This is a genomic window from Nocardia sp. NPDC049149, from assembly GCF_043197455.1.
Classification (GTDB): Bacteria; Actinomycetota; Actinomycetes; order Mycobacteriales; family Mycobacteriaceae; genus Nocardia.
In genome coordinates this window covers 32,361-51,701 of sequence record NZ_JBICTD010000013.1, presented here as the reverse complement: position 1 = coordinate 51,701, position 19,341 = coordinate 32,361, and the positions used below count along the sequence as shown (strand labels likewise).

Annotated in this window: 18 protein-coding genes; 10 read left to right on the top strand and 8 right to left on the bottom strand. The window is 66.7% G+C overall.

Features of this window, described 5'->3' with window-relative positions; translation table 11 throughout:
* Positions 1 to 87: 87 nt before the first annotated feature.
* Entirely contained in the window at positions 88 to 762 is a 675-nt protein-coding gene (locus tag ACGFNJ_RS38190) for a Crp/Fnr family transcriptional regulator (protein ID WP_011206875.1), read from the bottom strand.
* A 206-nt stretch (positions 763 to 968) separates the two neighbouring features.
* Positions 969 to 1,196 carry a hypothetical protein gene (locus tag ACGFNJ_RS38185; RefSeq protein ID WP_014981184.1) on the bottom strand — a complete coding sequence of 76 codons (228 nt, stop codon included), beginning with the start codon at positions 1,194 to 1,196 and terminating at the stop codon, positions 969 to 971.
* A gap of 181 nt (positions 1,197 to 1,377) precedes the next feature.
* Between ACGFNJ_RS38185 and nth the strand changes: the two genes are divergently transcribed.
* From nth to ACGFNJ_RS38165, 4 genes are read left to right on the top strand one after another with little or no spacing between them, the layout of a single operon-like run.
* Positions 1,378 to 2,136 (top strand): endonuclease III, encoded by a 759-nt coding sequence (nth, locus tag ACGFNJ_RS38180; RefSeq protein WP_393460545.1) that lies wholly within the window; start codon positions 1,378 to 1,380, stop codon positions 2,134 to 2,136.
* Positions 2,133 to 2,762, top strand: a complete 630-nt coding sequence (locus ACGFNJ_RS38175) for a TlpA family protein disulfide reductase (protein WP_393460140.1) — start codon at positions 2,133 to 2,135, stop codon at positions 2,760 to 2,762. Before nth ends, ACGFNJ_RS38175 begins: the two co-directional genes overlap by 4 nt.
* Complete coding sequence (locus ACGFNJ_RS38170) at positions 2,759 to 3,475, top strand: NUDIX hydrolase (protein ID WP_393460137.1); 717 nt, start codon at positions 2,759 to 2,761, stop codon at positions 3,473 to 3,475. The genes ACGFNJ_RS38175 and ACGFNJ_RS38170 overlap by 4 nt, the downstream gene beginning before the upstream one ends.
* Positions 3,476 to 3,500: 25 nt before the next feature.
* Positions 3,501 to 4,694, top strand: coding sequence for a MarP family serine protease (locus ACGFNJ_RS38165; RefSeq protein ID WP_393460134.1), 1,194 nt, complete (start codon positions 3,501 to 3,503; stop codon positions 4,692 to 4,694).
* A gap of 158 nt (positions 4,695 to 4,852) precedes the next feature.
* Here the strand turns inward: ACGFNJ_RS38165 and ACGFNJ_RS38160 are convergent, their stop codons facing one another.
* From ACGFNJ_RS38160 to acs, 4 genes are all read right to left on the bottom strand, one after another.
* Entirely contained in the window at positions 4,853 to 5,788 is a 936-nt protein-coding gene (locus tag ACGFNJ_RS38160; RefSeq protein ID WP_393460131.1) for an alpha/beta fold hydrolase, read from the bottom strand.
* A 45-nt stretch (positions 5,789 to 5,833) separates the two neighbouring features.
* A complete protein-coding gene (locus tag ACGFNJ_RS38155; protein ID WP_393460128.1) occupies positions 5,834 to 6,340 on the bottom strand; it encodes a phage holin family protein in 507 nt (168 codons plus the stop codon).
* Positions 6,337 to 7,689 carry a Na+/H+ antiporter NhaA gene (gene nhaA / locus ACGFNJ_RS38150; protein ID WP_393460542.1) on the bottom strand — a complete coding sequence of 451 codons (1,353 nt, stop codon included), beginning with the start codon at positions 7,687 to 7,689 and terminating at the stop codon, positions 6,337 to 6,339. Before nhaA ends, ACGFNJ_RS38155 begins: the two co-directional genes overlap by 4 nt.
* A 162-nt stretch (positions 7,690 to 7,851) precedes the next feature.
* A complete protein-coding gene (gene acs / locus ACGFNJ_RS38145; RefSeq protein ID WP_393460125.1) occupies positions 7,852 to 9,804 on the bottom strand; it encodes an acetate--CoA ligase in 1,953 nt (650 codons plus the stop codon).
* Positions 9,805 to 10,218: 414 nt separating this feature from the next.
* Between acs and ACGFNJ_RS38140 the strand changes: the two genes are divergently transcribed.
* From ACGFNJ_RS38140 to ACGFNJ_RS38125, 4 genes are read left to right on the top strand one after another with little or no spacing between them, the layout of a single operon-like run.
* On the top strand, positions 10,219 to 11,808 hold the full coding sequence (locus ACGFNJ_RS38140) for an ABC transporter substrate-binding protein (protein WP_393460539.1): 1,590 nt from the start codon (positions 10,219 to 10,221) through the stop codon (positions 11,806 to 11,808).
* 59 nt (positions 11,809 to 11,867) lie between these two features.
* On the top strand, positions 11,868 to 12,794 hold the full coding sequence (locus ACGFNJ_RS38135; protein WP_393460122.1) for an ABC transporter permease: 927 nt from the start codon (positions 11,868 to 11,870) through the stop codon (positions 12,792 to 12,794).
* The gene (locus tag ACGFNJ_RS38130) at positions 12,787 to 13,764 is read left to right on the top strand and encodes an ABC transporter permease (RefSeq protein WP_069165589.1); all 978 of its coding nucleotides are present in this window, start codon (positions 12,787 to 12,789) and stop codon (positions 13,762 to 13,764) included. The genes ACGFNJ_RS38135 and ACGFNJ_RS38130 overlap by 8 nt, the downstream gene beginning before the upstream one ends.
* The gene (locus ACGFNJ_RS38125) at positions 13,761 to 15,449 is read left to right on the top strand and encodes a dipeptide ABC transporter ATP-binding protein (RefSeq protein ID WP_393460118.1); all 1,689 of its coding nucleotides are present in this window, start codon (positions 13,761 to 13,763) and stop codon (positions 15,447 to 15,449) included. The genes ACGFNJ_RS38130 and ACGFNJ_RS38125 overlap by 4 nt, the downstream gene beginning before the upstream one ends.
* Before the next feature lie 124 nt (positions 15,450 to 15,573).
* Here the strand turns inward: ACGFNJ_RS38125 and ACGFNJ_RS38120 are convergent, their stop codons facing one another.
* Positions 15,574 to 16,446, bottom strand: a complete 873-nt coding sequence (locus ACGFNJ_RS38120) for an alpha/beta fold hydrolase (protein WP_393460115.1) — start codon at positions 16,444 to 16,446, stop codon at positions 15,574 to 15,576.
* 88 nt (positions 16,447 to 16,534) lie between these two features.
* On the opposite strand from ACGFNJ_RS38120, the gene ACGFNJ_RS38115 reads away from it, so the two are divergent.
* Both ACGFNJ_RS38115 and ACGFNJ_RS38110 read left to right on the top strand, forming a co-directional pair.
* Complete coding sequence (locus ACGFNJ_RS38115; RefSeq protein ID WP_393460112.1) at positions 16,535 to 16,999, top strand: MarR family winged helix-turn-helix transcriptional regulator; 465 nt, start codon at positions 16,535 to 16,537, stop codon at positions 16,997 to 16,999.
* A gap of 60 nt (positions 17,000 to 17,059) precedes the next feature.
* The gene (locus ACGFNJ_RS38110; protein ID WP_393460109.1) at positions 17,060 to 17,806 is read left to right on the top strand and encodes an oxidoreductase; all 747 of its coding nucleotides are present in this window, start codon (positions 17,060 to 17,062) and stop codon (positions 17,804 to 17,806) included.
* Positions 17,807 to 18,314: 508 nt separating this feature from the next.
* Here the strand turns inward: ACGFNJ_RS38110 and ACGFNJ_RS38105 are convergent.
* A complete protein-coding gene (locus ACGFNJ_RS38105) occupies positions 18,315 to 19,121 on the bottom strand; it encodes an HAD family hydrolase (protein WP_393460106.1) in 807 nt (268 codons plus the stop codon).
* Between the last annotated feature and the right edge of the window lie 220 nt (positions 19,122 to 19,341).

Genomic DNA, 19,341 nt, shown 5'->3' with positions numbered 1-19,341 from the left:
ATGGCGATGAGCGCAGGCCCTCGGTGGTGACGCGGGCCTGACGCGCTCATGGCAGTGCAGCGCTGAATCCAGCAGTGGTTCGGGGTATCAGCGAGCGCGCCGGGCGAGGCGCTCGGAGTCGGAGATGAGCACGCTCTTGCCCTCCAGCCGCAGCCAGCCGCGATGCGCGAAGTCGGCGAGCGCCTTGTTCACGGTCTCGCGAGATGCGCCGACGAGCTGGGCGATCTCTTCCTGGGTGAGGTCGTGGGTGACTCGAAGCGCACCGGCCTCCTGGGTGCCGAACCGCTGCGCGAGCTGCAGCAGCGCCTTGGCGACCCGGCCGGGTACGTCGGTGAAGATGAGGTCGGCCAGGTTGTTGTTGGTGCGACGCAGGCGCCGGGCGAGGACGCGGAGCAACTGCTCAGCGATCTCGGGGCGCTGGTCGATCCACGACTTCAAGGCGTCCCGATCCATCGTGACGGCGCGGACCTCGGTCACCGTTGTCGCGGTGGAGGTACGCGGTCCCGGATCGAAAATCGACAGCTCACCGAACATGTCCGACGGGCCCATGATGGTCAGCAGGTTTTCCCGGCCGTCCGGGGACCGGCGCCCGATCTTCACCTTGCCCGAGGTGATGATGTACAGCCGATCACCCGGTTCACCTTCGTTGAAAATGACATGACCACGTGGAAAATCCACGGGCTGCAATTGCTTGGCGAGGGCGGCCACCGCAGTGGGCTCGACGCCCTGGAAGATGCCTGCTCTGGCGAGGGCCTCGTCCACTTATGTGCTCCTTATGGGAAATGGCTCTGTACTGGACCGAAAGCGACTCGGCCAACAGCGCAGTCTACGCGGCATGATGACAGCGTAGTGACAGACACCACGGAACGTGTGGATTGCGTGGCGCAGCGAGAAACCGTACCAGTATCGCCGCTGCGATGTTTGCGGGTCCCTTGCTGGTCACCGAGCGAGGCGAGGTGACTCGTCGATCAGCTCGCGCGTGCCACATCCAGCTCCTCGCCGCGGGCACGGCGCTTACGCATCCGGGCGACGGCGGCGGGCAGGCCGAGCCTCGTCAGCTCTTTCACTTCTGCGTTGCTTGCCTTGTCCAGGTACTGCTGAACCTCTTCGTCGGGTTCGAGAAGTTTGCGGAGCCGGTTCTCGACCCGCTCCATACCCAGTGCGAACAGCATCAACAGCACTGGGAAGAGCACCACAGCGAGTCCTTGCATACGGAGGAGTAAACACGGTCTAGGTCTCAGATGGAACACGGCAACCGAACTGGACGGGCAACGTTGGCCCGCCGTTCCGTATGGTGGACAGGTGCGTGTCACCCCCTCCACAGCCGCCGGAAACGGGCAGGCGCCCGCCGCCGAGGCGACCGATGCGCAACCTGTCGTGGTTGCCGCTCCGAAACGGAAATCCCGCGCGCGACAAGCGGAAACTCAGCTCGGACTAGTCCGGCGAGCCCGCCGGATGAACCGCACTCTCGCCGCCGCTTTCCCGGACGCGCACTGTGAGCTGGACTTCACCACACCGCTCGAATTGGCGGTCGCGACAATACTTTCCGCGCAGTCCACGGATGTGCGGGTGAATCTCACCACGCCAGCCCTGTTCGCGAAGTACCCCGACGCCCGCGCCTACGCCGAGGCGAACCGCGCGGAGCTGGAGGAATACATCCGATCGACCGGCTTCTTCCGGAACAAAGCCACCTCACTGATCGGCCTCGGTCAGGCATTGCTGGAACACCACAACGGTGAGTTGCCTCACACCATGGACGAACTCGTGAAGTTGCCTGGCATCGGACGCAAGACCGCGAACGTCATCCTCGGCAACGCGTTCGGTGTGCCTGGCATCACCGTCGACACCCATTTCGGCCGCCTGGTGCGCCGCTGGGCGTGGACCACCGAGGAAGATCCGGTGAAGGTCGAACACCTCATCGGCGAGCTCATCGAGCGCAAAGACTGGACGATGCTGTCGCACCGGGTGATCTTCCACGGGCGCCGGGTGTGTCATGCGCGTAAGCCGGCTTGCGGTGTCTGCGTGCTCGCCAAGGACTGCCCGTCGTTCGGGGCGGGGCCGACCGATCCGGATACCGCGGCCGAGCTGGTGAAGGGTCCCGAGAAGGAGCATCTGCTCGAGCTGGTGGGCCGGTGAGGCAACTGCCGGTTGCTTGGCGATGGGCGTTGGCGGGGTTGATCGCGGTGGTGGCGCTCGCGGCGGCGCTGTGGCCGCGCGGCCGTGACGCCGAGACCCCTGTCGAAACGACCGCGGCGGATACCGCAGTGTCCGGCCAGCAACGCGCCGCGGCCGGGCTCGCGGCCTGCCCGCAGCCTGCGGCAGGCGGCACCGGTGCGGGACCGCTGGCGGGACTCGCGGTGAACTGCCTGGCAGACGGCGGATCGCTCGATCTGTCCGCCGCGCTCGCCGGAAAGCCGGCGCTGCTGAACCTCTGGGCGTACTGGTGCGCGCCGTGTGCAAAAGAATTGCCGTATTTGCAGCAGTTCGCCCAACGGGCCGGAAACGCGATTACCGTGCTGACCGTGCACAGCGACCCCGAGGAGGCCAAGGCGATATCGCGGCTGATGGGACTGGACGTGCGGCTGCCCGGCGTGCTCGATGCCGCCGCGCGGGTGCGCACGGCCGTCGGTGCGCCTGCGGTGCTGCCGATCTCGGTGCTGGTGCGGGCGGACGGTTCGGTGGCCAAGGTCGTGGTTCGCGCGTTCAGCGGGGTGGACGACATCGCGGGAACGGTCGCGCAGGAGCTGGGGGTTGCTGCGTGAGTATCCCTGTGCCGCACGATATTCCGAAGTGGCTGAGCCGGGCGACCGAGCCTGCCGCCGACGCGTCGGACACGCTGACGTTGGCGCGGACGCTGCGCCGTGCCATGTCCTTGGCCTCGACGCCACGCCAAGCCGCGGTCTTGGTGCTGTTCGGCGGTGCCGCGGAGGCCGATCCGGATGGGCTCGGCGGGCTACCCGCCGACGCGGAGGTGCTGCTCACCCAGCGCGCGGCCACCCTGCGCCAGCATCGCGGTCAGATCGCGTTTCCCGGCGGTGAGGTGGATCCGGGTGACAACGGACCGATCGACACCGCGCTTCGGGAAGCGTGCGAGGAGACCGGGCTCGATCGATCGGGCGTGGAACCCCTTGCGGTGCTACCGAAGTTGTTCGTGCCGCCGTCCCGTTTCGATGTGACGCCGGTGGTCGCCTACTGGCGCACCCCGAGTGAGGTGCGGGTGGTCGACGAGAGCGAGACCGAACGGGTGGTGCGGGTGCCGCTGGCCGAGCTGCTCGATCCGGCGAACCGCTTCCTGGTCCGCGGCGGCCTCGGCTACCAGAGCCCTGCCTTCTTGGTCGACGGCATGTTGGTGTGGGGACTCACCGGCGGTATCCTCGCAGGCATCTTCAAAACCGCTGGCTGGGAACAGGATTGGAATCACGACGACGTCCGTGATCTGGAGACCGCGCTTGGCGACCTCGGAATGACCTTATGAGCACCGAACCGAGCGAGGTGGAGTCGTGAGTTCGTCTGCCTGGCTCGATATCGCGGTGGTGCTGCTCGCACTGCTTGCGGCGTCCTCGGGATGGCGTCAGGGTGCGGTCGCGTCCGCGCTCGCCTTCCTCGGCGTTGTCCTCGGTGCGGTCGCAGGCATCCTGATCGCGCCGCACATCCTGGTCCACGTCGACGAGGGTCGCGCGCGCGTGCTCACCGGCGTGTTGCTGATCGTGCTGCTGGTGATCATCGGCGAGGTCGCGGGCATGGTGCTCGGCCGCGCCGCGCGCAGCGGCATGCGACATCCGTTCACCCGCAGCGTGGACAGCGTGGTCGGCGCCGCGTTGCAGGCGGTGGCCGTGCTGGTCACCGCGTGGTTGCTCGCGTTGCCGTTGGCCACCTCGTCGCAGCCGGCGATCGCCACCGCGATCAACGGCTCGCGCGTCCTCGCCGACGTCAACGAGGTCGCGCCGAACTGGCTGCGCAGGCTGCCCAACGAATTCTCCAAGCTGCTCAACACCTCCGGCCTGCCGGACGTGATCGGCCCGTTCGGGCGGGCCCCGATCGCGGCCGTCGAGCCGCCGGACGGCAGCGTGCTCGCCAGCCCGGTCGCCGCCTCGCTGCGGTCGAGCGTGCTGCGCATCCGTGGCGTCGCGCCGAGTTGCCAGCGGGCGCTGGAGGGTTCGGGTTTCGTGATCGCGCCCGAGCGGATGATGACCAACGCCCACGTGGTCGCAGGCACCACCAGCGTGCAGGTGGACAGTGCGCAGGGCGCGCTGGATGCGACCGTGGTGTTGTTCGACCCGTCGAAGGACGTGGCCGTGCTCGCGGTGCCAGGCCTCGCCGCTCCGGTGGTGCCGCAGGCGCCGACCCCTGCCCGCTCCGGCGACAGCGCCATCGTGCTCGGCTATCCCGGTGGTGGTCCGTACACGGCAAGCGCGGCGCGCGTGCGGGAGACGTTGGATCTCACCGGTCCGACGATCTACCGCAACGGCACGGTGGAACGTCAGGTCTACACCGTCCGCGGTCAGGTCCGCGCGGGCAATTCCGGTGGGCCACTGGTGGATACCAAGGGCGAGGTGCTCGGCGTCGTGTTCGGCGCCGCCGTCACCGACGACGACACCGGCTACGTGCTCACCTTGAACGAGGTGCGCGCCCAGCTCGACGCCGCGTCCGGATCGAACGTTCCGGTCGGCACCGGAGCTTGCGTGCTCAGCTGAGGATCGAAGGCGGCCTGCGCATCGCGGGTCGCCTTCGACCATGATCTCGCGCTCGGTGACGGGTCGCCTGTGGACGGATCGGGTGTCACACCCGTCATCACGGAAATGCCAGCCCGCGCAAGGACAGTCGAACCGGTCGAGTCGTCAGCGGCGGGCGTTCAGGCCAGCAGCTTCGCCAACTCGGCTGTCACTGCATCCGGATTCTCCTGATGCGCATAGTGGCCCGCATTCGAGATGGCGACCAGGCGGCGGTCCGGCGAGAGGTGATGTCCACGCCGAAAGGTGCCGTTGAGCACATAGCGGTCGAGATCGCCGCGCATGGCAAGCACCGGAATGCGGATCGGCTCCCGCATGGTCGCCATGAAGCGGCGGCCGTCCGGGCGCCACTGGCTGCGGAACGCCCAACGCTGATACTCCAGCGCACAGTGCGCGGCGCCGGGAATCTGGATGGCCGAACGCATCCGCCGCGCCGTGTCGACGAATTCGGCGGTGCCGGACCAGGATCCGCTCACCCGCTGGCGCAGCAGCCGCTCGACCTCGAAGCCACCGCCTGCGGTGAGCAGGTGCTCGCCGTAGCGGGGCAGCTGATAGCGCAGGAAATTCGGCAGCCAGACCGCGCGCTGGCGCCGGTTGCGCAGCACCGCGCTCTTGAGTGCCGCCGGGTGCGGTGAACTCACCACGGCGATCGAACGGACCAGCCGCGGGTGCAACACAGCGGTCGTCCAGCAGACCAGTCCGCCGTCCGCATGTCCGACCAGCGTCGCGTCGGCATAGCCGAGGGCGCGGATGAGCCCGGCGATATCGCCTGCCAGCGTCCAGCCGTCGTAGCCGCGCGGCGGTTTGTCACTGTCGCCGTAGCCGCGCAGGTCGACGGCGACCGCGCGGTAGCCGAGGTCGGCGAGCCCGGTCAGCTGGTGCCGCCACGTCCACCAGAAGTCGGCGAAGCCGTGCAGCAGCACGACAAGTGGGGCGTCGGTGCGGTCGGGCGCCGCGTCGACGACGTGGAATCGGATGCCGTTGGCATGAACGTCCCGATGCGCCCATGGGCCGTCGTAACGGACGCTGGACGGATCTGGAATGAAGTTCGACGACACGCCGAGGCAGCCTAATAGTCGAGGTATCCGCGCGCGAGCGAGCGGTTACGAGGTGGGCTTTTCCAATGCTGGCCGCTCGTCGTGCGCCGCGGCGCCGAAGCCGTGCGGCAGCACCGCCGCGGTCGCCTTGAGCGAATCGATCGTCTTCTCGGGTGCGCGCAACTTCTTCACCCGCAGATAGCCGAGGAATGCGAGCAGCGCCGTCGCGAGAATCATCAGGCCGAACACGATCAGGAACGCCGCCCAGCGGGCCAGCCACACATCGAGCAGTTCGCCGAGGAAGAAGAAAAAGAAGAAGGTGCTGAACAGCAGGACGGTCAGGGCGAGGATGAAGTAGACGCTGCCCTGCAGGCCCTTCTTGATCTCACCGGTCACCTCGGCCTTGGCCAGCGCGACCTCGGCACGGACCAGGGTCGACATCTGTTCGGTGGCATCGCGCACGAGGCTGCCGATGCTGGCGCTGCCTGCGGGATTGGCGTCGGACAAGGGAATGGAGGTCACCGTACGACCGCGCTGCGCGTCGTTCCCGTTACCGCCGTGGTTGAAACTCACTTGGTCGACCCTTCTCCCTGTCCCGGCACTGCTTCGGCTCCGTTGGATGTGCGGCGCTCTCGGTCCCGCAGGCTACTGCCTGTCGGCACCTCGATCACGCCGTTGTCTTCCCGTTCTAGCGCACGCGCGTCCTGCCGTGCCTGGTGGACACGCCCACGCCGCAACAGTAGCGCCGAACCGGCGAGCGACGCCGCCATTGAGGTGACCAGCACGGCGGCCTTCGCCAGTTCGACTGCGGAGCCGTCTCCGACGTCGGCCAGCGCGAGCTCTGCCACCAGAAGGCTAACGGTGAACCCGATCGCGCCGAGCACCGACAGGGCGAACATGTCGCGATAGCCGAGCCCGGCGGGCCGCTTCGCGATGCCGAACCGGATTGCGAGCCAGCTGATCCCGAAGATGCCGAGGGTCTTGCCGAGCAGTAGCCCGAGAATCACTGCGAGCGCTAGCCTGTCGCTGAACAGCTCGCCGAACACCCTGCCGTCCAACGGAACTCCGGAGGCGAACAGCGCGAACAGCGGCACGCACAGTCCGGCCGAGACCGGCTGGATCAGGTGCTCCAGCCTGGTGGCAGGCGCCTCGTCCTCGCCGGGGTCGGGCCGCACCCTGGTGAGCAGGCCGAGCACCACGCCTGCCATGGTCGGGTGGATGCCTGCCTCGTGCAGCGCGTACCAGGCCACCAGCGCGATCGGGAGATAGAGCCACGGCCCCCTGATCCGCATGTGCTGGGCCAGCGCCCATCCTGCGAAGCAGGCCAGCGCCGCGAGCAGCCACAACAGCGACACCGTTGTGGTGAACAACACGGCGATCAGCACGATCGCCATCAGGTCGTCGACCACCGCGAGGCTGAGCAGGAAGACCCGTGCGCTTGCCGGAATGCGCGAGCCTGTCATGGCGAGCACGGCCAGCGCGAACGCGATATCGGTGGCCACCGGAATGGCCCAGCCTCGATCCATCCCCTCGACGCCGATGCCGACCGCCATGGCGATCAGCGCGGGGGTGACCACGCCGCCGACCGCGGCGATGATCGGCAACGCGGCCCGCTTCGGGTCGGCCAGCTCGCCGACGACCAGCTCGCGTTTGAGCTCCAATCCCGCGACGAAGAAGAAGATGGCGAGCAGGCCGTCCTTGGTCCAGTCGGCGAGCGTGAGGTCGAGGTGCAGCGGCGGGACGGCGAGGACGGTCTCGGTCATGGTCACGTAGCTCGCGCCCCACGGCGAGTTCACCCACAGCAATGCCGCGGCGGCCGCGATGAGAAGGACTGCACCGCCGACAGTTTCCGTGCGTAGATAGCGGGAGAGTTCCGAGCGCACTTGCGTGATCACGGGGAACCTTTCGGCAGGGTCGGTCATGGCTGCGACCGCACCTGCCACCGATCCGGTGTTCATGGACACGACCGCATGCCGACCAGACTTCCCGGCACACCTTACGCAATCCTAACGGGTAAGGCCGGTGACGAATCACGCCACCGGCCTTATCCTGTCGCGCAGCTGTGTCCGCGCCCCTGCCAGGGGTTATGCCTTGGTTGCCCGAATCGCCTCGAAGACGTTGGGGTCGACCAGGGTCGAGGTGTCGCCGAGCTCGCGGCCCTCGGCGACGTCGCGGAGCAGGCGACGCATGATCTTGCCGCTGCGCGTCTTGGGCAGCTCGGGCACCACGTGGATCTCCCTCGGCCGCGCGATCGGGCTGATCTCGCGGGACACCTCCGCCTTCAGCTCGTCGACCAGCGCCGCGCCGGTGTCCTTGGCCTCCGCGGTGAGGATGACGAACGCGACGATGCCCTGCCCGGTGGTGGCGTCACTGGCCCCGACGACCGCGGCCTCGGCGACGCCTGCGTGTCCGACCAGTGCCGACTCCACCTCGGCGGTGGAGATCCGGTGGCCCGACACGTTCATCACGTCGTCGACCCGGCCGAGCACCCAGAGGTCGCCGTCGGCGTCGAGTTTGGCGCCGTCACCGGCGAAGTACCAGCCTTGGGCGGCATAGCGTTCCCAGTAGGTGGCCCGGTAACGGTCCATGTCGCCCCAGATGCCGCGCAGCATCGACGGCCACGGCTGGTCGAGCACCAGGTAGCCGTTGGCCTCGGTTTCGCCGCGCTGCACGGGTTTGCCTTCTTCGTCGACGACGAGCGCCGAGATGCCGGGCAGCGGTGTCATCGCCGCACCGGGCTTGGCCGCGGTGACGCCGGGCAGTGGCGAGATCATGATCGCGCCGGTCTCGGTCTGCCACCAGGTGTCCACCACCGGTGCGGTGCCCGCACCGATCGTGTCGCGGTACCAGCGCCAGGCCTCCGGGTTGATCGGCTCGCCCACCGAGCCGAGCAGCCGGATGCTGGACAGGTCGTGCGCGGCCGGAATCTCCTTGCCCCACTTCATGAATGTGCGCACCAATGTCGGCGCTGTGTAATAGATGGAGACGCCGTATTTTTCGATGATCTGGAAATGACGGTGCTCGTCGGGGGAATTGGGGGTGCCTTCGTAAACGACCTGGGTGGCGCGGTTGGCCAGTGGTCCGTAGACGATGTAGCTGTGTCCGGTGACCCAGCCGATATCGGCGGTGCACCAGTAGACGTCTTGTCCGGCTTTGTGGTCGAAGACGTTGTGGTGGGTGTAGGCGGCTTGGGTGAGGTAGCCGCCGGAGGTGTGCAGGATGCCCTTGGGCTTTCCGGTGGTGCCGGAGGTGTAGAGGATGAACAGCGGGTGCTCGGCGTCGAACGCCTGCGCCTCGTGTTCGGGGGCGGCCTGTGCGACCGTTTCGTGCCACCAGAGGTCGCGGCCCTCGGTCCACGGCACCTCGATGTTGGTGCGGCGCACCACGAGCACGTGCTCGACGCTGTGTGGCACATCGCCGTTCGCGTACAGCGCCTCGTCCACAGCCGCCTTGAGCGGTGCTGCTTTACCGCGTCGCCACTGGCCGTCGGTGGTGATCACCAGCCTGGCTTCGGCGTCGTCGACGCGCTGGCGCAGGGCGGTGGGGGAGAAGCCGGCGAACACCACGGAGTGGGTGAGCCCGAGTCGGGCGCAGGCCAGCATCGCGACGATGGCTTCGGGCACCATCGGCATGTAAATAGCGACCCGATCGCCCGCTTCGAGGCCGAGTTCGGTGAAATAGTTTGCGGCACGGCCGACTTCGGCGAGCAGCTCGGCGTAGGTGATATCGCGGGAGTCGCCCGGTTCGCCTTCCCAGTGAATGGCGACTTGGTCGCCGTGCCCGTCGAGCACGTGCCGGTCGACGCAGTTGTAGGCGACGTTGAGCTTGCCGTCGACGAACCATTTCGCCACCGGCGCATCGCTCCAGTCCAGCACCTGGCGCCACGACTGATGCCAGTGCAAACGACCGGCTTGCTCGGCCCAGAACGCGTCGCGATCGGCCGTGGCCTGCTCGTACAGCGCGGCACCGGCGTTCGCCGCCGCCGCGAACTCCGCGGTCGGCGGGTACGAGTCCCTGTGGTCGGCGGTTTCGGTCATCTCGATTCTTCTTTCCACGTAGCCTGAGTCCACGAACCAAACGCAGCAAGTTCGACAGTAAACAACTGTGACCTACGCCGCGTCCGGTGTGTCCACCGGGTTTCGGAACTGTCACGCCGTTGCGCGATCCGCGACGGAGCGGCCGATCCGGCGGACAGACTGGATGGCCTCTTTGAGACAATGTTCCGGCGGATAGGTCCTTTTCGCGCGATGTTTTTCGTGTTTCGGCCATGTTGCCGGATTGGTAACAAGTGGAATGAACCTTAGTCAATCCGATGACATAGCCCTGTTCGGTGGTTACTCTCCGAGTCACCCAAGGCGGTTTGTGCCGGCATGCGCCTGGTGACCTCACGCGCGTGCCGTCTGTTCCGCCCTTGTCGAAATCGGGAGAACGCGTTGAGATTCAACAGAGCAATGGCGCTGACCGCAGCGGTACTGCTGGCCACAAGCCTCGGTCTGGCGGCGTGCTCGTCGGACGATAGTGCCGACTCGAGCATCGTCACCACCGGCGGTGGTGAGCCGCAGAACCCGTTGGTGCCCACCAACACCAACGAGAACATGGGCGGCCGCGTGGTCGACCGATTGTTCGCTGGCCTGAAGTACTACGACAGCAAGGGCGTCGCACACGACGAACTCGCTGACAAGATCGAAACGAACGACCGGAAGAACTACAAGATCACCATCAAGCCGGACTGGAAGTTCTCCGACGGCACCCCGGTCAAGGCCAAGTCGTTCGTCGACGCGTGGAACTACGGCGCCCTCGGCACCAACGCCCAGTTGCAGAGCTACGTGTTCACCCCGATCAAGGGCTTCAAGGAAGTCTCCGCGGAAAAGCCGACGGCCCAGACCATGTCGGGCCTGAAGGTGGTCGACGACCGCACCTTCACCGTCGAGCTCGAGTCGCCGTCCATCGACTTCGAGACCTCGCTCGGCTACGCACCGTTCTACCCGCTGCCCGAGGCGGCGTTCAAGGACATCAAGGCGTTCGGTGAGAACCCGATCGGCAACGGCCCGTACAAGTTCGCGAGCAACGGTGCCTGGCAGCACAACGTGCAGATCGATCTCGTGCCGAACCCGGAGTACAAGGGCGGCCGCCCGGCCAAGAACAAGGGCCTGCGTTTCGTGATGTACCAGTCCTTCGACACCGCATACCAGGACCTGCTGGCCGGCAACCTCGATACGCTCGACACCATTCCGGACAGCGCCCTGACGTCGTACGAGAAGGATCTCGGTGATCGCGCGATCACCAAGCCGACCGCGCAGAACCAGAAGATCGGCATCCAGCAGAACGTCCCGCACTTCGCGGGCGAGGAAGGTCTGCTGCGGCGCAAGGCCATCTCGATGGCGATCAACCGGGAACAGATCTGCAAGAACATCTTCAACGGGTCCCGGGTCCCGTCCAAGGACTTCACCGCAAGCACGCTGCCCGGCTTCAACGGCAACCTGCCCGGCTCCGAGGTGTTGAAGTACAACCCGGAGGAGGCCAAGAAGCTGTGGGCCCAGGCCGACGCCATCTCGCCGTGGTCCGGTCGCTTCGAGATCGCGTACAACTCCGACGGCGGCCACCAGGCCTGGATCGAAGCCACCGCGAACAGCATCAAGAACACCCTCGGCATCGAGGCCATCGCCACCGCGTACCCGACCTTCAAGAACATCCGGGACTTGGTGAACGCCAGGACCATCGGCAAGGCGTTCCGCTACGGCTGGCAGGGTGACTACCCGACCATGCTGCAGTTCCTCACGTCGAACTACTACAGCTACTCCGACACCAACAACGTCGACTACAAGAGCCCGGAGTTCGACAAGCTGCTCGACGACGCCCTGGCCGCGCCGACCCTCGAGGAGTCCTACAAGATCGTCGCCAAGGCGCAGTCCCTGATGCTCAAGGACATGTCCGACATCCCGATGTTCGAGTACATCGCCAACGCCGGTCGGTCGGACAAGGTCAAGAAGGCCGAGCTCGCCTGGAGTGGACTGTTCGACTTCGAGAACATCGAGAAGTAGCCCGCTGATGCGCCGCGCCTCGACCGGAGGCGCGGCGCATCACTGACTCAGGAGGCGAAATGGCCTGGTATGTCGTGCGGCGTCTGCTCCAGATGATCCCTGTGTTCCTCGGAGCGACGCTGCTCATCTATGCCCTGGTCTTCCTTGTTCCCGGCGACCCGATCTCCGCGCTCGCAGGCGACAAGCCGATGACCCCCGCGGTGGAGGCGCAGCTGCGTGCGCGCTACCACCTCGACCAGCCCTTCTTCATGCAGTATCTGCTGTATCTGAAGGGCATTCTGACGTTCGATTTCGGTACTGCCTTCTCCGGCAGGCCGGTTCGCGCGGAGCTGGCTCGGGCGTTCCCGATCACGATCAAGCTCGCCTTCATGGCGCTGTTCGTCGAGGCCGTCTTCGGCGTGGTCTTCGGCCTGATCGCCGGCCTGCGCAAGGGCAAGCTGTTCGACTCGTCGATGCTGGTGATCAGCCTGATCGTCATCGCCGTCCCGATCTTCGTCGTCGGCTTCCTCGCGCAGTACCTGCTCGGCGTGAAGTGGGAGATCGCCCCGGTGACCGTCGGTGGCAACGCGAGTTTCGGCGCGCTGATCGTCCCCGCGTTCGTCCTCGGCTCACTGTCGTTCGCATACGTGCTGCGGTTGACCCGAAACTCGGTGGCGGAGAACATGTCCGCCGACTACGTCCGGACCGCGACGGCCAAGGGGCTCAGCAGGCGCCGGGTTGTCACGGTGCACATCCTGCGCAACTCGATGATCCCGGTGATCACCTTCCTCGGCGCCGACCTCGGGGCGCTGATGGGCGGTGCGATCGTCACCGAAGGCATCTTCAACATCCCCGGCGTGGGTGGCACGCTCTACCAAGCGATTACCCGCGGCGAGCCGCCGACCGTCGTCTCGTTCGTGACGGTGCTGATCGTCATCTTCCTGATCTCGAATCTGCTGGTAGACCTGCTCTACGCCGCACTCGACCCGAGGATTCGCTATGCCTGACCTCGACAAAGGACAAGGAATCGACCTCGCGGAGAGCGCGGCCCGCGGCAGGCAGACCTACTTCGTCGCGCCACCCGACGAGGTCGAGGTGCTCGCGACCGACATGGTCGTCGACGCAGGCTCGCCGACCAGCATTTGGACCGATGCGTGGCGTCAGCTGCGCCGCAACCCGATCTTCATCGTCGCGGCGTTGATGATCCTGTTCGTCCTCGTGGTTGTCATTTGGCCCGGTCTGTTCACCAGCCAGGATCCGCGCTACTGCAACGGCGATTTCAGCATGCATCCGAGCAGCGCGGGCCATCCGTTCGGCTACGACAAGCAAGGCTGTGACATCTACGCCCGAACCGTCTACGGGGCAAGGGCCTCGGTGATGGCGGGCGTCGGCGCCACGATCTTCTTCGTGCTGATCGGCGGTGTCCTCGGAGCGCTGTCCGGCTTCTACGGCGGGCTGCTCGACTCGATCGTCTCGCGCGTCGCCGAGATCTTCTACGCCATCCCGCTGATGCTTGCCGCGATCGTGGTCATGCAGCTGCTCGATTCACGGACCATCTGGACCGTGATCATCATCCTGTCCGCGTTCACCTGGCCGCAGGCGGCGCGGATTGCGCGCAGTGCGGTGATCCAATCGAAGAACAGTGATTACGTCACGGCCGCAAAGGCATTGGGCGTCTCGCGAATACGCACGCTGATCCGGCACGTGCTGCCGAACTCGGCGGGCCCGCTGATCGTGGTCACCACGCTCTGGCTCGGCGTCTTCATCGTCACCGAGGCGACGTTGTCCTACCTCGGCGTCGGACTGCCGCGCACGATCGTGTCCTGGGGATCCGATATCGCGTCAGGGCAGAAGGAGATTCGCACCTCCGCGATCCTGTTCTACCCCGCAACGGCGTTGGCGCTCACCGTGCTGAGCTTCATCATGCTCGGCGACGCGGTGCGCGACGCCCTCGACCCGAAGGCGAGGAAGCGATGACCGCGCCACTGCTCGAAATCAAGGACCTCAACGTCTGTTTCAGCTCCGAGGGCAAGAAGATCCCCGCGGTCCGCGACGTGAACCTGTCGGTGTATCCGGGCCAAACCGTCGCGATCGTCGGCGAATCCGGGTCGGGCAAGTCCACCACCGCGCACGCGATCATCGATCTGCTGCCCGGCACCGGGCAGGTCACCTCGGGCAACATCCTGTTCGACGGCAAGGATCTCGCGAAGGTGTCCAAGAAGGACGTCGTCGCGGTCCGCGGCAGCGGCATCGGATTGGTTCCGCAGGATCCGATGTCGAACCTCAACCCGGTGTGGAAGATCGGCTTCCAGATTCAGGAAACGTTGGAGGCCAACGGCATCGCCAAGGGCAAAGCGGCCAAGCAGCGCGCCGTCGAACTGCTCGAGGAAGCGGGCATGTCCGATGCCGCGCGGCGGGTGAACCAGTACCCGCACGAGTTCTCCGGCGGTATGCGGCAGCGTGCGCTCATCGCCATCGGCCTGGCGTGCCGGCCCAAGCTGCTGATCGCCGACGAGCCGACCTCGGCGTTGGACGTGACGGTGCAGCGCCAGATCCTCGACCATCTCGACGGTCTCACCGACGAGCTCGGCACCGCGGTACTGCTGATCACCCACGACCTCGGACTCGCGGCCGAGCGGGCCGAGCACCTGGTGGTGATGTATCGCGGCCGGGTGGTGGAATCCGGTCCTGCCCTGCAGATTCTGCGCGAACCGCAGCACCTGTACACCAAGCGGCTGGTGAACTCCGCGCCCTCGCTCGCCTCGCAGCGGCTGTCCTCGGTGAAGCAGCGCATCGAGATCCGCGAGCAGGCGGTGCAGGTCGCCGAGCAGCTGGCGGCGTCGGACGCGGAGCTGGCCGCGGCGCCCGATGACGTCGTGGTGACCGAGAACCTCACCAAGGCCTTCAAGATTCGCGGCAACGCGCCGTGGCGGTCTACGGATTTCATTGCGGTGCAGGACGTCTCGTTCCGGCTGCGGCGTGGCACCACGACCGCGATCGTCGGCGAATCCGGCTCGGGCAAATCGACGGTCGCGAAGATGATCCTCGGCCTGCTCGAGCCGACATCGGGCAAGGTGGTGTTCGACGGCAAGGAAGTGGCGAAGCTGGATCGCAAGGGCGCCTTCGCGTTCCGGCGCCGGGTGCAGCCGATCTTCCAGGACCCGTACGGCTCGCTCGACCCGATGTACTCGATCTACCGCACCATCGAGGAGCCGTTGCGCACGCACGACATCGGCACCCCGAAGGAGCGGGAGGCGACGGTTCGAGAGCTGCTCGACAAGGTGTCGCTGCCGTCGACGGTGATGCGGCGCTATCCGAACGAGCTGTCCGGCGGTCAGCGTCAGCGCGTGGCCGTTGCTCGCGCGCTGGCACTTTCGCCCGAGGTCGTGGTGTGCGACGAGGCGGTCTCCGCGCTCGACGTGCTGGTGCAGGCGCAGATTCTGCGGCTGCTCAACGACCTGCAGGCGGAGCTCGGCCTGTCGTATGTGTTCATCACACACGACCTGGCTGTCGTCCGGCAGATCGCGGACGACGTGCTGGTCATGCAGAACGGCAAGGTGGTCGAGGCGGCCTCCACCGAGCAGGTCTTCGACAATCCCCGCGAGGAATACACCCAGCGCCTGCTGGATGCCATCCCCGGCCGGGATCTGTTGGCAGGCTAGTCAGTTGGCGGGCTGCTGATCCCGCCGAGTTGCGATGTGGCAAGCCCCGGCCCGCTGGGTCGGGGCTTGCCGCTCATTCAGGACGATGCGCGCCGGCGTGGGCAACCGCTGAGCACGCAGGCGCTCACGCGACCCGGGCCAGGTGCGCGAGGATCGCGGGGATCACGTCGTCCCACTGATGGCGCGGCGGGACCTCGTGACCCGTTTGCGCCATCGGCAGGAACCCGGCACCGGGAATCGCTGCGGCCAAGGCCTTTCCGTGTTCGATCGGGAACAGCGGATCCTCCGCGCCGTGCAGCACCAGAGTCGGTGCCGTGATGGCGCCGAGCTGGTCTCGCCACGGCTCGCCCGCATCGACCAGATATGGATTGGTGAGCTGGGCCGCGATATCGGCGGCCCGATCGAAGACCCGGCCCGCCGCCTCGGCGCGGTGTTCGGCGTCGAACGGGTAGCTGCTTGCGGCGAACGGACGCTCGGCCTCCACCAGGTACTCGATGACCGCCGCGCGATCCGACCAGTCCGGCACGGGTGGCTCGTTCATGAAGAACGCGCTCAGCTCTGCGGATATCCCTGGCAGATCAGGGCTTTGGTGGCCGGGACCGCCGGGTGTCGACGCCGTCAGCGTCAACGAGGCGACCCGATCGGGGTGGTGGATGGCGGTGAGCTGGGACACCGCAGACCCCTGGGACATGGCGATCAGATGCGCCCGCGGTGCGTCGAGCGCATCGAGCAGTCCGATCGTATCGGCGACCATGTCGCTGAGCCCGTAGCCCGGCGCGCCGACCGGGAAGGTGTTCGACCGGCCCGCATCCCTGCTGTCGATCCGGATTGCCTGCCAGCCGACGGCGACCAGCCGCTCGATGAACTCGGCGTCCCACGCGAGCATGGATTCCCCAGCGCCGTGCAGGAACAGCACGGGTATCCCACCCAGTTCACCGAAAGTCTCTGTGCAGAGGCGGATTCCATTGACCTCGTAAATCCGCTCGTTGCCGCTCATCTCGCACAACCTCCCGCTAACTCAGATGTGACGCGAACCGTAGCCGGACATTCGTTACATGTAAATAGAACCCCCTAGACTTGGGGGCATGCCAGAAACCTCGGCGCACCGGCGTTCCGACGACGGCTGGGCGGCCTACCGACGACTACGTCTGCTCGTGGATGCCGAGATCGCCCGAGACCTGGAGCGAGACACCGGGCTTTCGATGCCCGACTACGAAGTGCTCACCGCCGTCGCGGAATTGGCGGCCACCGAGGCGTGTGTGCGGGTGAGCGGCCTTGCCGCGCACATGTATTGGCCGCACAGCCGACTGTCCCGCCAGCTCGGGCGGATGGAACAGCGCGGCCTCATTGCTCGCGAGCCGTGCGAACGCGACGGCCGCGGCCAGGACATCCTGCTTGCCGCGGCGGGGCGGCAGGCGCTGGACGCGGCCACCCCGGCCCACCGCGAGTCCATTCGGCAACGATTCACCGACCTGCTGACCCCCGCACAGCTCACCGCCATTGCCGGGATCGAGCAGACCATCGAGCGGCACCGCACCGCGGGCTCCTGACGTCCGGACTCGACGAGCCCCTGGGTTACCTGTGGGTGCGCGCAAGTAGCCTCGTATGCCGTGACCGATCCGCTCCAGCCTCTCGTCGATCTCCCCGGTGTCCGCGCCGCGGCCGACCGCGCCCGCGACGCGCTCGCCGAGGTGCACCGGCACAAGGCGAACCGGCGTGGCTGGCCGACCACGGCCGCCGAGGCCGCGGTGCGTGCGGCGCGATCGTCGGCCGCCATCGACGGCGGCAGCACCGAGCTGCCCGCCGACGGGCGCGTTGCCGATCCGATCCTGGCCGGATCGTTGCGGGTCGGGCAGGCCTTGGACGGGGACGCGTTGCGCAATCTGGTCGGTACCTGGCAGCGGGCGCCGCTGCAGGCGCTGGCCAGGCTCCATCTGCTCGCCGCGGCCGACCTGGTCGCCGACGAGGAGTCGCTCGGGCGGCCGCGTGGCGCGGCCGGTGTCGCGGAGCGACTGGATCTGCTGGCACAAACCGTGCTCGGCTCGAAAGCGCCTGCGCCGGTGATCGCCGCGGTGGTGCACGGCGAACTGCTCGCGCTGCGGCCCTTCGGCACCGCCGACGGTGTGGTGGCGCGGGCGGCGTCGCGACTGGTCACGGTGTCCAGCGGGCTGGACCCGCATTGTCTGGGAGTGCCCGAGGTTTTCTGGCTGCGGCGCAGGCAGGCCTACATCGATGCGGCAACCGCGTTCGGGGCGGGGGAGGCCGCTGCGGTCGGCGGTTGGGTGCTGCTCTGCTGTGGCGCACTGGAAGACGGGGCTCGCGAGGCCACCTCGATCGCCGACTCGGCGGCTGGCTGAGCCCCTCTACACGTCAAAGCGGGCGGCGTTGTCGTTGCCGACCTCACCGCCCGCGTAGCACGGGATACCCGGTTACCAAGCGTGCTGGGTGGGTTGTGTTCTGCGGCCTCGGCGATAATCCGAACTCCGGCGGTTCATCCCCGCAACCTGTGCGAGGCCCTCGCCGACGAAGACCCGAATCTCGCAGGCCCACAACGCTTCTGCCCTTGTCGCGGCGCGCTCCGCGTGGGTGCCTGGTGCCCGTGCTGGGAAGGATGGCTGGGAGACTGAAACCTTCTCTTCCGGTCCTGCCTTGGCCTTCCGACCCTTCCGTAGTTACCTTTCTACTCTGTGATGGCCCTCACATCAAGAGCGGCGGGAACATTCGATAATCGGCGTGTCGATCGGCGTTTCGTGGTTAAATGCCTGGTCGCCGCAGGACGGGCAGGTTTGCTGGAAGATCTCTTGGCAACCGCCCGGCTCCTGCTGGAGCAGCGCGAGTCGCCCCGCGGCATCCGGTGGCAAAACCTCAGCGGCGTCGGCGCAGCAATCGATAGCTGATCGCGCCGGCCACCAGCGCACTCAAGCCGACCACCGCAGTCGCGGCAAGGGTGGTGGACGACGGTGCTTGAAAGCGCGCCCACAGCGAAACCGGGTTGGAGAACGTAAGAATCGGCCAACCCTTGGCGAGTGCTTCACGGCGCAGGTTGCGATCCGGATTGACCGCCGTCGGATGTCCGACCGCGCTCAGCAGCGGCACATCGGTGACCGAATCTGAGTAGGCGTAACACTTCGTGAGGTCGTAACCCTCACTGGCGGCGAGCTTTTCGATTGCGGCGACCTTGCCGTCGCCGTAGCAGTAGAAGTCGACCTCGCCGGTGTACTTGCCGTCCGCGACCACCATCCTGGTCGCCGCGGTGTGCGAGGCGCCGAGCACCTCGGCGATCGGGCCGACGATCTCCTCACCGGAGGCCGACACGATCACCACGTCGTGGCCCCGGATCTTGTGGTCGGCAATGAGATCGGCCGCCTCCGCGTAGATCAACGGATCGACCAGTTCGTGAAGCGTCTCGGCCACAATGGTTTTCACCTGCTCGACATCCCAGCCTGCGCACATGCTCGTCAGATGTGCGCGCATCCGCTCCATTTGGTCGTGATCGGCGCCGGACAGCATGAACAGAAAGTGGGCGTAGCTGCTTTCGAGGACATCGCGGCGGTTCAACAGGCCCTGTGCGTAGAACTGCCTGCTGAAAACGAACGTGCTCGATTTCGCGATCACGGTCTTGTCGAGATCGAAGAAGGCGGCGACGCGTCCATCCGCGGTGGGTGAGTCCACTCGACCAGGATAGGCGGCTATCTTGCCTTCGCTCGATCCGGTGCTCCCGCGGCTGTCTCGCTCGTGCCCGATCTGGTGCTCCTGCAGCTGTCTTGCCTTCGCGTGGTCCGGTGCTACAGCGGCTGTCGCGTGTGCGCTCGATCCGGCGTTCCGTGCCTCCGTGGCGCGGACTCGGCTCGCTGCGCTGCGGTATCGCGGCGGTCGTGCGCTCGACGTCATG